This window comes from Chitinophaga vietnamensis, from assembly GCF_902167635.1.
Taxonomy (GTDB): Bacteria; Bacteroidota; Bacteroidia; order Chitinophagales; family Chitinophagaceae; genus Chitinophaga; species Chitinophaga vietnamensis.
On the sequence record NZ_CABHMS010000005.1, the window covers coordinates 76,897 to 91,176 of the forward strand.

At 50.8% G+C, this 14,280-nt stretch carries 10 protein-coding genes; 3 read left to right on the forward strand and 7 right to left on the reverse strand.

Translation table 11 applies throughout. The features are described from left to right. Positions 1-139: 139 nt before the first annotated feature. The 3 genes from FPG75_RS14500 (at position 140) to FPG75_RS14510 (ending at position 3,237) form a co-directional block, all read left to right on the forward strand. Entirely contained in the window at positions 140-1,510 is a 1,371-nt protein-coding gene (locus FPG75_RS14500) for a TlpA family protein disulfide reductase (RefSeq protein ID WP_143307588.1), read from the forward strand. Positions 1,511-1,858: 348 nt separating this feature from the next. Continuing rightward, complete coding sequence (locus tag FPG75_RS26360) at positions 1,859-2,011, forward strand: hypothetical protein (protein WP_236652926.1); 153 nt, start codon at positions 1,859-1,861, stop codon at positions 2,009-2,011. 527 nt (positions 2,012-2,538) lie between these two features. Beyond that, positions 2,539-3,237, forward strand: a complete 699-nt coding sequence (locus FPG75_RS14510; RefSeq protein ID WP_143307590.1) for a LytR/AlgR family response regulator transcription factor — start codon at positions 2,539-2,541, stop codon at positions 3,235-3,237. A gap of 2 nt (positions 3,238-3,239) precedes the next feature. Here the strand turns inward: FPG75_RS14510 and FPG75_RS14515 are convergent, their stop codons facing one another. From FPG75_RS14515 to FPG75_RS14545, 7 genes are all read right to left on the reverse strand, one after another. After that, positions 3,240-3,926: an AcvB/VirJ family lysyl-phosphatidylglycerol hydrolase gene (locus FPG75_RS14515; RefSeq protein WP_143307591.1), complete on the reverse strand. Its 687-nt coding sequence runs from the start codon at positions 3,924-3,926 to the stop codon at positions 3,240-3,242. A 55-nt stretch (positions 3,927-3,981) separates the two neighbouring features. Continuing rightward, positions 3,982-6,567, reverse strand: a complete 2,586-nt coding sequence (locus tag FPG75_RS14520; RefSeq protein WP_143307592.1) for a phosphatidylglycerol lysyltransferase domain-containing protein — start codon at positions 6,565-6,567, stop codon at positions 3,982-3,984. Positions 6,568-6,827: 260 nt separating this feature from the next. Next, complete coding sequence (locus FPG75_RS14525; RefSeq protein ID WP_143307593.1) at positions 6,828-7,265, reverse strand: universal stress protein; 438 nt, start codon at positions 7,263-7,265, stop codon at positions 6,828-6,830. A gap of 39 nt (positions 7,266-7,304) precedes the next feature. Then, positions 7,305-7,877: a TetR/AcrR family transcriptional regulator gene (locus FPG75_RS14530; protein ID WP_161596810.1), complete on the reverse strand. Its 573-nt coding sequence runs from the start codon at positions 7,875-7,877 to the stop codon at positions 7,305-7,307. Between the two features lie 83 nt (positions 7,878-7,960). Continuing rightward, complete coding sequence (locus FPG75_RS14535; RefSeq protein ID WP_201747961.1) at positions 7,961-9,337, reverse strand: glycoside hydrolase family 30 protein; 1,377 nt, start codon at positions 9,335-9,337, stop codon at positions 7,961-7,963. A 20-nt stretch (positions 9,338-9,357) separates the two neighbouring features. Next, entirely contained in the window at positions 9,358-10,827 is a 1,470-nt protein-coding gene (locus FPG75_RS14540) for a RagB/SusD family nutrient uptake outer membrane protein (protein ID WP_143307596.1), read from the reverse strand. A 12-nt stretch (positions 10,828-10,839) separates the two neighbouring features. Beyond that, complete coding sequence (locus FPG75_RS14545) at positions 10,840-13,812, reverse strand: SusC/RagA family TonB-linked outer membrane protein (protein ID WP_201747963.1); 2,973 nt, start codon at positions 13,810-13,812, stop codon at positions 10,840-10,842. Between the last annotated feature and the right edge of the window lie 468 nt (positions 13,813-14,280).

Here is a 14,280-nt window from a genome sequence, read left to right on the forward strand (position 1 = left end):
ACTATCGTTGTGAATACTAATTCCCCGTGGTTTTTACCCTGGGGATTTCTTTGGGATGGTGTATCGTGGTTTATTTCCGATATATTTGTAAAAGACCGGGTTAACCAACGCAGCTCACAACCATAAAGCAGATAACCATATGTACCGGCGTCCCGTTCCCTGTTATGAAAAATGGCTGCAACGTATTGTTGGCGGCCTGTTGTTACTAAGTTCATTCCTGTTGCCATTATCCGGGCTGCATGCGCAGCAAGCGGCTGTTATCAGCGGAAAGGTAGCTGATGGCGGCGCGCAGCGGGTTACTTTGTCTTATTGGTTCCATCCCGGCGTGTCGGCTCTTAGCAGTATGGATACCTTACTACAGCGGGATACTTTCAGTTTTCGTTTACCCCCCTTTACGGCACGTGAATTATTTTTTTATGCAGATGCAGGAGGAGGCCATGATTTTTACGGGATGATCAGTCCGGGAGATAGTATCCGGCTGGATTTCCGGGAAGATACGGTATTGCTGTCGGGGCGTGGCGCCATGCCCTGCAAGGCCTGGTATGCCGCCAGGAAAGCGCAGGAGCGTGTAGCCGTTACCGGTAGGGAGCCGCAACAGCAGGTAGCCTTTTACAAGGCCCGCATGGCTGCTGCCATGCAATCGCTGGACAGGTGGCGGGATAGTTTGTCTGCCACCGCCTGCGCAATCATCCGGGCCGACCTGCTGGGCGGATCGGCCTCGAAGCTGATGGCCACTTTCTGGAATGCTGCGCCCGACGAGCAGGAGGCTTTATACCGTCGTCAGATCGCGCCGGCGCTGCCTGCTATTGTTCCTTCAGATACTACGGCCATGGCTATACGCTATCTGGATTATTTGCTGGAGAAAGCGCAGGTAGATTATTTTCTGTCGCAGCATTTCCGTTGCAGCAATGCCGCCGTATATGAATGGCTGAAAACGCACTACAGTGGCCGTTTACAGGAGAAGCTGCTGGTACACCAGCTCATGCTGGCCTATGCCGGCGGCGGGCCGCAGGATGAACTGGAAACCTGCGTATCCGATTACCTGAACCACGCGCAACTGGAACCAGGCCGTCAGGCTATTGCCACACTATATGGCCGCAGCAGGCGAGGTATCCGGAAAGGCATGCCAGCGCCGCTTTTCATCGTACCGGATGATGGCGGCCATGCGGTAGACCTGCAACAGTTTCGTGGAAAGGTGGTGCTATTGCATTTCTGCGAAGGCAATGATCCCATCATGCCTACCCTCGACGAGATCAACAAATGTTTCAATAAAGGAGAGGTAGTATTTATGCATGTAAGCCCGCAACCCTTCAGCAGCAAGGCCGACGGCATACTGCTACCCTGTGGCAGTAAGGCCGCTGAAATCCAGGCCCATTATAATGTGAGCGCTTATCCCGGTTTGATCGTGGTAGGAAGGAACGGCAATATTTTCGCAGTGAAGCCGCCGGATCCTGCCGCCGACCATGGCACCGCACTCACAAATATCCTCTATGAGGCGCTCCAGCAGTGATTTTCGTGGCAATGCTCAATAAATCGCGTTATTCCACGTTATAGGAAATGTTCGTAGCTAAACCCGCATCAGCGCCATTGACCCGCAGCTTGTATTGAGAAACCCGTTTAAACCCAGCTTCTTAATATTTACATTATAATATATATATGAGAATCTTGGTTTAATCATTCACTTTATCGTAAATTCAGTATTAGTAATCGTTAAGCCCCTCTATGCCAGATGCCAAAGCGTTATTTTGACCGATTGCAGACCATTGATTACCTTATTAGGATCAAAGGGACCGGGAAGCCCGCTCAGTTAGCCAAGCGGCTTCGTATTTCCGAACGAACACTCTATGAATTCCTCAAAATGATGAAGGAGTTAGGTGCTCCCATTGAATACGACCGGTACAAAGAAAGTTACTATTACTCGGAAAAAGGCGGATTCAACATCCGGTTCTCCAAGAACCTCCTTGCCGTGAGTACAGTATTTCTTCTCTTCCTGATGAACGTATGGTATTGATGCTCTGACGCATTCCCCGCTATGCGGAGATGCCCGGTAAGCCTGCGCCGCTATGCGGTCGCCAAGATTCATTCGCAGCAACGCTAAATTGCTGCCGCCGAATCTTTTATGTATATCCGTCCCACAAGGCGGAAGGAGGGATATTTTTGAATTTTTTGATTTAGGGATTTAGGGATTTGGGATTCCCCCAATCAAAAAATCCGTACATCAAAAAATCCTTAAATATCCCTCTCTTCTGCTTTTTGTTTTTCGTTCTTTGTTAACATCTGATCTACATTCTACGGATTTTTTAAATGCATCTTTACTGGCGATACCAAAGCACAACCACAATCAAAGTGAACCAGGAATTATCAAGATTTTACACTTTACCGGATATGAGCGCCATTGCGCCGTGCTTTTGTTTCTTTCATAACGCGGTTTAGATTAGATTTTAGAAAAATCCGCAGGTCTCTATCCAGTCACCTGCTCCTGTTTGATCAGGTGTTGCAGTTTCAGGTGAATATCGTAACTATCACAAATGCATCAGTATGATGTTGAATTGTATTGTTCTCGGGGACGCCCCCAGTGGATTTGAAGAACTCGAAACTTTTTTAAACGAAACGCCCTTTACCTATCTTGCCAGCCGCTGCTCCTCCATGCAGGAAGCCGCCTCGCTGCTCACCACCAGCTGCATCCATCTGCTCATCATCGGCAATCATGTGAAAGAAATGGAAGCCGCTCTGGAACCAAGAGATGAACTACCCGTACTCATCATGAGCTACCCCGATAAGGGCCCCGATCCATTCATCGTCTATCACGCCGAAATCATCCATCTCCCTTTCACCTATACCCGCTTCTACGACATCTTCAGAAAAATTTATAATCTCATCAATATGGAAGGAGAAGTAACTTACTTCAACCCGCGTAACGACCATTTCATGCTGCGCTGTGGCCACCGCCATGAAAAAATCTGCTATCATAACTTGCAGTATGTGGAGGTAATGGATGATCATATCCTGCTGCACATGACCGATCAGAAAATTGCAACCACAGAAAAGCTGGACTGGATCATCTCACAGCTGCCCTTAAATGCTTTCATGCATGTACATCGCTGGTTTGTAGTAGGGTTCAGGCATGTAACGCAACTGGAACGCGATCACCTGTTCATCGGAGATGCAAAAATACCGGTAGCCACACATGCCGGCCCCGAAGTGGCCCGCCGCTACCGTAAAAGATGGGAATCGTAAAACTATTGACTGATAGCTGCAAGGATCTTGCTGGCAACGCCGCCGGCATCTTCATCATAGGCATGCCCGCCCGGCAACACCAGCTTTTTATAATTATGAACCGTGAGATCAGGCATGTTGAAATCTTTCTCTTCTGCCCCGAAAATAAATACCACCGGCTTCTCCGTGATCTTGTTGATCTCCGCGATTACACTCATGCCCTTGTTGCTGCTCTTGCCCAACATGTCAGATAAATGCACTTCCATATCAGTAAAACGGGAGGGAGATAATAACACCACGTTCCGCACTTCACTGCCCAGTGCGCCCGGCAGGTGATTGTAAATGAAAGGCATCACATCTGCACCCAGGGAATAACCGATGAGCACCACGCCATGGTTGCCGCCCCATTGTGATTGATAATAACGGATCAGGTTAGACACATCCGCCGCCGCTTGCTGCGGCGTTTTCTTGTTCCAGAAATATTTCAAGGCATTCAATGCGATCACCGGATAACTCTTCCGCTGGAACTCGTCGATCACATTCACCGAAAATTTTTTCATACCGCCGTCGCCGGTAATATAAAAAATGAGTGGCGCTGTACTGCCCGTTGGTGGCGCTTTTACAACCACCGGCAAATTCCCCTGCGCCATCGCGGCTCCCGACCAGATGCCTATTAGCAGCACCACACTGAAAATATATCTGTTCAACATATTAAAATATCTCCTGTCTGAAAAAACAAAATCCGTTCCGTTAATGTTCAGCTCATTATGGCTGCATCACTTTACTCAATGCTGCCGGCAGCTGGATCAGGTCAAAGTCGTGCTCGTACACCAGGTATTTGTTGGTCCACTCGGTGGCGTACTTGTCTTTGAACTCGCGCAAGCCTTGATAATGGCGGAAGAAACGCAGTTTCTCATACGCATATTTCACCATTTTCTCGGCCGTATTCTGGGGCTGGCTGATGCCCGACATGGGCACCATACCGAGGTTGAGGTATTGTAATCCTTTCTGTTGCGCATCCTGTATGAGTGCAATGATCAATGCATCCATCACGCCGCCGGGCGCATCGGAACGCTTGCGGATCAGGTCATAGGTACATTCGCCAGGCGCATAATCAGGGATGATGTTGAGAAAGGCCGCCACCTTGCCTTCCGGGTCAGATACCGTGATGATATCCTGCTCGCGTATGGCATCTGCATCAAACAATCCCTGTGAAAAGGTCATCTCTTTTACTTCATATTGTTCCAGCCATTCATCGCTCACCACTTTCAGCGCGTTGATCATCGCAGGCGATTGCGGCGCCGGGTGGAAGGTGGTTACATAACCTTTATTGGCAAGGCTGTTCAGGCCATTGCGCAGCGACTTCTTATCTTTCCCGCTCAGCGTAAACTCGCGCAGGTCCATAATGGCTTCCTGGCCGATGAGCATTTTTTTCTTTTTCAGCTGGTTGAAATAATAGGTGCTGTCTTCATCCACACGATAGAATGCAGGCCGGAGGCCCATCTTGCGGCATTGCTGCTCGAACTCCTGTAATAGCGGCAACTTGTTATCTTCACTGCATACCGGTTCTTCCAGTACGATCGCGAAACTGCTGGCCACGCGGTAAGCAATAAAACCTTCGTACTGACTGGAAATAAACAGCAGCTTATCCTGCCCGATCTTAAAATAGTCCATCGGAGAATCGCCATACTGGCTCAGGTAGAAGCGCGCCTTTTCCAGGGCCATATTGGTAGTACGGGAAATATGCAGATACGGACGGATGATCGTGTAGAAAAGGAAGGCCCATGCACTCACGCCCAGTACCCGGATGGACGACATAAACTCGCGCCCGAAGCGGGTTACCGGCTGCAGGCCATCATCATCCAGTAACATGAAACCATGAAAGGCATGGCGGATCGATTGCTGCCAGGTGAAGTCGATACCAAAGTGCCGTTGCTTCAGAAAATAAAATCCGATCGACCCGAAAAGCAGTACCACGCCGAAAGTGGCGATGGCTGTGATAATGCCCACATTCACCAGTTGCGGGTTGCTCTTCACACGGTATTGCCGCGCGGTGATCACAAGCAGCACACTGGTAACGAGCGCCAATGACGCTTCTTCATAATCCAGCGCCTTGCTCAGGTGCCCGATCACCGACAGCAGGGATACCGACAGCGCCACGATCCATGCGCTGCGCAGTCCGCGGAACAGGAAGGTGGCCGTTACCAGCAATATCAATCCCAGGAATACCACCAGCAAATTAGACGCATGGATGGAAGTACCGGGGATATAAGCGCGCAGCAAATGCATACGGCTGGCCAGCGGCGGCGTAAGCACTGAGAAGATGTTCACCATACCCAGCAGGAAAATCAGGATGGGCGGGAGGATACGCAGCACCAGGTCGCGGCCCTTGAGCGCAAAGGCCACCATGCCGGCGGCCAGCGGCAGCCAGAATTCAAATAAACGGAACAGCAGCGTGATCTCCAGTGCCTGCAAATTGGAATAGCCATAGTTGCTCAGCAGGTAGGCGAGCGATAACTCGATGGCGCCGAGGCCGCGCAGGAAAGGAGAGATGATCAGGAAGATGGTAGCTACGATGTATCCCACGCAAGCCGCTTCCAGCGAGGGTTGTACGCCCACTGCCAACATACTCAGGTAGAGGTGCGCCACGCCGGCCACTTCAATGAGCACAGAGGCAATCACTGTTTGCATAAAGTCCGGCACCGACAAATGAAAGGTGAATATCTCATCTACCTGGTTGGCAGCGGAAGGAAAATATTTTACCAGCAATTGATAAGCGCCGCCTTTCTGTTGCATGGACCTTACCAGCCATACCACTGCACTCAGCAAAGCGCATATCACGATCAAGCCCCACATCGCATCTTTCATGGTGGCTGTGTGCAGCATTGCGTACATCACTACGGGGATGCCCACCAGGAATACAGAAAGGATACCTACAAATCCGTAGATGCCGGAAGCCTGATGTATCTGTTGTTTGTGGATATGTGCGCGGCGCAGGCTTTGCGGCAGATATGCCAGCGAGCTGATACCACCTGCCGGCAGAAATACGGACAGCAGGTTGCGCTTGAGAAATAATTCAGTGCTCTTGAAAATATCCAGCCTTGCGCCAACAGAGCGGAAACTGAATACGTACATCAATGCCTGTAATAAAACATACACGGCAGTAATGATCACGCCGGCGTATACCCATACGCGGTCGGCTTTTTCAATGGCAGGTACGAGGGCGACTAATTCATGTCGTTGGGAACGAAAGAAATAGATGGCCAGCAGGATGAACAGCACAGCCAACAATTCTTTCCAATGCAGTTTTCGCAGGAAAGTAGCAGATAAAAATTTCTTCTCTAGAGGCATGGTGGTTTAGCTTCTTACAGTAGACGTCAACCCGCAAAGTTAGGTATTGTTTTCGATGGTACGCGCCACTGACAGGCAGTTTAAGGGATTTTTAATCCACATTTGTCAATTTATCAACATCAGTTTTTTGCGGCTGTTCAACCAGATCGGCATCTCGCAGGTTCCGGCCTGTTAAAAAGGGAAGAGGCTGTATCATTTATTTATGATAACAGCCTCTTTTGCCCCTTGTTGTTTTAGTGATGGTTGAGTGTTATAAGGTTTTAATGGGCCGCCTGGTTATAGGGTATAACGAGCACGGGTATACGTGCGTGGCGGATAATGTATTCGGCGGTGCTGCCCATCAGCATGTGATCCAGCCCGGTACGGCCATGGGTGCCTACTACCAGGTAGGAGGTGTCGCCATTGTGAGCCTGTTCCAGTGTTTCATTTTTAGCGCTGCCCGCAGTTACCACGATCCTGATATCCATATCCGGGTACTGGTTTTTGAAAGCGGTGAGGCGTTCTTCGGTTTCCCGCATCCTGGCGGGAATATCGTCGGCAACGGTGGGGCCTGCATCCGGTAATGCAATGCCAATGCCTATCTCCACAACAGAAAAGAGTACAACGGGCGCCTGCATTTTTTTTGCCAGGGCTACACCATTGCTTACCACATTTTCTGAAAATGGGCTTAAGTCTACAGCGATCATAATGTCTGCCATATGCGTAGTATTTATATTGAATAATTATTCGCTAATCGATCAGGCTTTGAGCGCATCCCAACAGAGTTCAAAAGTCTGCTCTATCCGTTTTTTGTTGAGCGGCACGGCGCTGTAATGCGTTTGTTTCACCAGTTCGTTCATAGCGCCCATCATAAAGCTCAGCAGGAGGTTGGCATCCATTTCCTTGATCAGCATTTCCTGTTGACCTCTTTTGATAAGATCAAAGAAGGGAGCGGCCAGCTCACGGGCTTTTTCGCGGGTATGGGTGGTGATGAAAGGGGAGTGGTTACACTGTTCCTGGAATACCGATTCGTCGAAGTTCTGGAGCTTGTATCGCAGGATGTTGAGCCATACGGTACGGAAGCCCGGCTTGTACGGTCCTGCAGGGTCGTAACCTTTAAATGCCACCTGTACAGAATTTTCGCGGCAGGCTGCAAACAAGGCATTGATCAGTTCATCCTTGCCCTTGAAATACACGTACAAAGTGCCGGTGGCAATACCGGCTGCTTTCGAAATATCGCCCATCGTCATGCCTGCCAGCCCCTTTCTGGCCACCAGCTTGAGCGCAGCCTGAAATATCTGGTCTGCTTTCTTGTCGTCTTTCAATTTCACATAACAAATATAAGCGAATAAGTATTCATTAAAAAAAGAAAAAAAGTCGATGAAGCACTGCCCGCACTTCATCGACTACTACACTACCACGCCAGTGTGACCACCGCGTGTTCTTCCAAGCGGTACTGAAATACGGCCTTGCCTGCTTGTACCGTAAACGACACAGCCGTATCAGCTTTGTTCAGCGCCACCAGCACCTTACCGCCATCCCGGTTCAGGAAGGCCACGCTTTCCAGCGGGGCATCATTCCTGCTCTGGATACGGTAAGCGCCGGGCCGCACGAACTTTGAAAAATGTGCGATCACGTAGTACTCTACGTTACGCAGGGTGCTATCGCCCCGCAGCGTCAGCACACCCCGGCAATTGCTACAGCCGCGGTTCTGCGGGCCATGTGCTGCATCCAGCGCAAGATTCCACAGCAGCGCACTTTTAGACCAGTTGTTCATCGTACCAATGAAAATATTGGAGATATTCCATTGAAGATTATCGCTGAAATTCCTGGCCCACTCGCCACCGGAAATCTCGGTGAAATGCAGCTCCTTGGCCGGATAGGCATCGTGCACGCGACTCATCGCGCTCACATCGCCGGCATAGGCATGAAAAGCGCTGCCTGCCACGTAACCCGCTGCCTGCGGGTCGTTCAGGATAGTGAGAGGGTATTGGGGCTCATCCCAATTATGATCATAAGCAATAATTTTCGTGTGTATCTTTTCCCGGCGGAACAAAGGCCCGAGATGATCCCGGATAAATACCGCCTGCTCCGCAGCCTCCATGCGCATAGACGGATAGGCCGCTTCATGCAGCGGCTCATTCTGCACCGTCACTGCATCTACATGGATACCTTCCGCCGCCAGCGCCCGCAGGTATTTTACGAAGTAATGCGCATAGGCCTCATACCATTGCGGGTCCAGCTTGCCGCCGGCCAGGCGGCCATTGGTTTTCATCCAGGCGGGCGCACTCCAGGGCGTTGCCATGATACGCAGGCCCGGCGCCACTTCCAGGATCTCCTTTAATACCGGTATCACATCCTGCCGGTCGTCGCCCAGCGAAAACCGCTTCAGCTGCGGGTCCTGGCTGCCGGCAGGCAGATCGTCGTACGTATAATCGCGGAGCGAAAAATCCGATGCACCCATCGTAATGCGCAGGTAACTGATGCCGATACCGCGCGCCGGATCGAAAAGCTCTCTCAGCAAAGCTTTTCTCCGCGCGGGTTCCAGCTGATGGATCAGCCAGGCCGACGACCCCGTGAGCGCCGCCCCGAAACCGCTCACTTCCTGCAAGCGGCGGCTCGTATCTATACTGATCATCCCCTGCGAACCAGGGTACATCGGGATGTCCGCATCCCGATGCAATAATTTGCTACCCTTTCCATTGGTGACCCATACGCTCACCTTGTGCGGCAAACGGGTCAGCGGCGCGGCCATGAGCGCCATTATTATCAATACCTTGAACACATTCATCATCCACTGTTTTGCTACGATCAATACCCGGGGTTCTGTGTCAGACTCGGGTTGAGGTCCATCTCGCCCTGTGGAACTGGCCACAGCAGCTTGTTTTCATTCAGCTTGTAACCGAGGTTGTTACCGTTGCCATCTTTTACAGCCTGCATCACAGGGATGGCCTGGTTGGTACGCAACAGGTCGAACCAGCGCTGTCCTTCGAAAGCCAGTTCCAGCCTGCGTTCCAGCGCAATGGCATTGCGAAGGTCGCTCTGGCTGGTGGCCGTAGTAGGCGCCAGGTGTGCGCGGCTACGGATCTGGTTCACCAGCACAGCGGCGCCGGCGGCATCGCCCAGCTCATTGAGCGCCTCTGCCTTCAGGAGCAACACATCCGCGAGACGGTACATGATAATATGTTGCGTGCCATCAGTTTTGCGCATCTTGTAGAAGAAAGGAAATTTATTGACATCCAGGTATTTGTCTGCCCACTTGCCATTCACATTCATGAAAGTGATGGTGGAAGCCTTTCTCACGGCATCGCCTGCATCATCGTATGCTTTCAGCATATCATTGGAAGGATTGCAGAATTTTTTCCAGTCGTCGCCGAGGAACATGCTGGTGCCCCAGTTACCACCGGTTTCCCAACCGGCGAAGTTCAGTTCAAAGATCGCTTCGGAAGAATTGAGATGGTTGTTATCCCACAGCTGCTCGAACTCAGGCAGCAAAGCATATCCCAGGGCTATCACTTTGTCGCAGTTCTCTTTCACTTTGGCCCAGTCGTGAGGATTGTACGCAGCATACACTTTTGCCAGCAGGGTATATACTACGCCGGGCGTTACATAGCCTTTGTTCTGTGCGCTGGAAGGCACGGTGGTGGCGGCATCGCTGAGGTCCTGTATGATCTGTTTGTACACAGAGTCAACAGTAGTACGGGCGGGATATAATTGAGGATAAATCTGGGAGATGTTATCCGGTGTGATGGCCGGGAACTCGTAGGTGATCAGTGGCACGGGGCCGAAGATGCGCACCAGGTCGAAGAATGCGCGGGCGCGTAATGTTTTGGCCTCGCCAATCATCTGGCTTTTGCGGGCCTGCGTGAGTGCTGGATCTGTTACCTTGGGCACATTCAGGATCACGGCATTGCAACGCGCAATGTGATTGTAAAGATAGCCCCAGTCGCGCTTCACCCATTCGTTGGTAGAAACGATGCGGAACTCATCGATCTGGAAACCGTTTACGTTGTCAGCGCCTACATAGGCATTGTCTGACTGTGAGTCGCCATTGTTAAAATAGTCCAGTACATAATATTCCGCGCCATCGTTCTTGAAGAAAGAGTAGCAGGCCGACATCGCGCTTTCGGCTGTGGCGGCGTCTTTGATGAAGGAGCCGGCGCTACCCGCGCCATTGCCGCCGCTGATCGTATTGGAGATAGGCTTCAGGTCCAGCTGCTTCTGGCAGGAGGCGCCAGCGATGAGCATTATTCCAAGTATAAATAAATGTGTTTTTTTCATGGCCATCAGGATTTAGAATTGAAGATTTAAACCAGCAATGAACGATCTGGCCTGTGGATAAGTGCCATAATCGATGCCCAGCGTAGCGCCGTTGTTATTTACCTTGTCGGGATTAGCGGCGGCATTGAAGGCATTCACTTCCGGATCAAAGCCTTTGTATTTGGTGATGGTGAAGATATTGGTAGCGGTTACATACACAGAGAGCTTTGTGAGCTTGATGTGTGAAATAAGCTCCTGTGGCAGGTTATAGGAGAGCGTGATACTCTTCATGCGCAGGTAGGAACCGTTTTCCACAAAGCGGCTGCTGGTGAGCGAGTTGGTCACATCCTGCAGGGTGGCCTTTGGGATATCGGTCACCTGTCCGGGTTTGGTCCATCTTCTCAGCACATCTGTGCTTTGGTTTTTACTATCATACATCCCTTCTGTTTCCATACGGGATGCATTGAATACATCATTGCCTTGTGAGCCTTGCAGCAGGAACGACAGGCCCCAGTTACGGAAGCGCAGGTCGTTGTTCATGCCGTAGGTAAACCTGGGCTGCGCGCAACCGATCACGGTGCGGTCCTGCGGGGTGATCACGCCATCGCCATTCACGTCTTTGTATTTGATATTACCTGTTTGCGGATCCACACCTTCAGAGATGTAGCCATAGAAAGTGCCCAGCGCTACGCCTTTCTTCAGGATGATAATGTTATCGCGTCCTTCCACACCGCCAAAGTAATACACCGGGCTGAGCTGCATATCGGTGATACGGTTACGGTTAAACGAAATGTTGAAATCCGTATGCCAGGTGAATTGTTTGGTGTCCATGTTCACAGAAGATACTGTGAACTCAAGGCCCTTGTTCTCCATCGCGCCGAAGTTGCCAGGCATATATTGCACATTGGCGATCTTGGGCACGGGCACGTTCAGCAGCAGGTCCCTGGTTTGCTTGAGGTAAGCATCAGCGCTCACCGTCAGGCGGGAGTTAAAGAGGCTGATATCGATGCCCACATTGGTTTGTGTAGTGGTTTCCCAGGTCAGGTTGGGATTGGGGATATAGGAAGGGATCACGATATCCGGGCCCGACAAAGGATTGGTAGGCGTGCGTTGCTTATAGGTATTAAGACCATAGGCGGAGTAGTTGTCCAGTCCTTCCTGGTTGCCATTCTGGCCCCATCCGGCGCGGATCTTCAGGTCGTTGATCACGCGCACATCTTTCATGAAAGGTTCCGCGGAGATACGCCAGCCGGCAGAGAAGGAGGGGAAGTAACCCCACTGGTGACCTGGCGCCAGCTTGGAAGAGCCATCGGCCCTGAAGTTGGCGGTGAACAGGTATTTGCTATCGTAGTTATACATCACGCGGCTGATGTACGACATCAGGAACCAGGCTGATTCTTCGGTGAAACCGGTGAGCTGGTTGGCGGCATTCAATGTTTTCACGGTAGGGTCGTCGGGGAAGTCGCGGCCGTTCATCGTGGAAATATTGTATTTGTTCTGCTGGGTGGTGATGCCCGCCATGGCAGATACATTGTGCTTTTTCCAGCTATGGTCGTAGGTGAAATAGTTTTCCAGCAGGTAAGTGAAGCTGTTGGATTTATCCGAATTGCCGATACCATGGTCATTGCGGCCAGGGGTGGTGGAGAAGGCATCGAGGTAATAATCGTACTTGTGGTTGAAGTAATCGATACCGAAATTGGATTTGAACTTCAGGCCTTTGTACAAGGTAAGTTCGCCACTAACGTTACCGAATATACGATTATCAGTGGTGTTTTGAGTGGGCCCGTCGATGGCGGCCAGCGGGTTATCCCAGCCGGCTTTGTAGAGATTGCTGGTATAGCGGTTGCGGCCCAGCGAGTCTTTCTCAAAGATGCCCATGGTGGGCGGCGCGTTCAGAGCGCCAAGGATGGCGGCATTGCGCATGGCGTTGCCATTGTCTTTCACATCTTTCGAATTCACATTGGAATAGCTGATGTTGGTGCTGAGCTTGAACCATGATTTCACCTGGTTGTCGAGGTTCACGCGGAAAGCGTAACGGTTATAGGCGGCAGGCTTCACGATCCCGTCGTCGCGGGTGATATTGCCGGACACATAATATTGTGATTGTGCATTGCCGCCGGAAAAGGCCAGCTGGTAATTCTGGTTATGCCCCGTTTTAAAAACTTCTTTGAGCCAGTCGGTGGTAGTGGTGGCGGGTTGCACGTTATAGCCCAGTTCCTTCATCAGGTCGTTGTACTGGGAGGGATTGAGCACATTTATTTTCTTCGCGAGATTGGAAACGCCGTAATAAGTATTAAAGGAGATGACCGGCATACTTTCCTTTCCTCTTTTGGTGGTGATGATCACCACGCCGTTGGCGGCACGGGCGCCGTAAATGGCGGCAGAGGAAGCATCTTTCAATACCTGTATGCTGGCGATGTCGTTGACGTTCAGGTCGCGGGTATCCATAGTTGGCACTCCGTCGATCACATAGAGCGGCTCATTGCCGGCCTGTACGGAGGTGGCGCCACGTACGCGGATGGAGAAGGCCGTGCCGGGCTTGCCGCTGGGCTGCGTTACCTGTACGCCTGCTGCCTTACCCTGAAGGGCGCCTGCTGTTTGCACGATGGGGCGCTCTTCAATGTCTTTGGTGTTTACACTCACCACTGCGGTGGTGAGGTCTTTCTTTTTCTGCGTACCATAACCTACTACCACTACTTCATCGAGGTGGGAGTTACTATCATTCAGGGTGATGTTGATGGCGCTGCGGCCGCTCACAGCCACTTCCTGGCTGCTGAAGCCGATGTAGGAAAATACCAGTACAGCATCGGGCGCTACATTGATGCTGAACACGCCGTTATTGTCGGCGGTAACGCCCTGAGTCGCTCCTTTTACATGGACAGACACACCTGGTAGCGGGGTGCCATGACTGTCCCTGATCGTTCCCTGCACACGGGTTTGCTGCTGGGCAAATGCCAGGGCACAACATACAAGCAGGAACATGGTGAGTAAAAATCGTTTTTTCATAACTATATCGGTAAAGTTGGTTAGTGGATAATAGATCTTGGTGCTACTTATGCTAACATGGAATTATTTTGTTGTATCCGGCGTAAAGTTAATGGGAAAAACAGGTATCTTGCAAATAAATTTTCTCACAACTAATTGATAATTAATTGATTGTGATAAAAATGATACGCTTGTTTACCATTCCTTCCGGGCATATGGAAGCCTTTGCCATGCCGGAATTTTGTCATGAAAAAAGGGCTTGGGAGAGAGAGGTCTGATACGCTTTGTTACCCGCAAAAAAAGTCCGCATCAGTAGACACTGTGCGGCACCATTAGCTGGATGATGTTAGAATCAAAAACCCATCCTGCCAAATTCAATGATATCTTTATGAAAAATAATCAACCCAAAATCTGATCTGGTTACAAAGAATTTAACCAGCTACCTGGAAAGGTGGCCGGGACCTCTATCATGATGTTTTGTACTTTGTA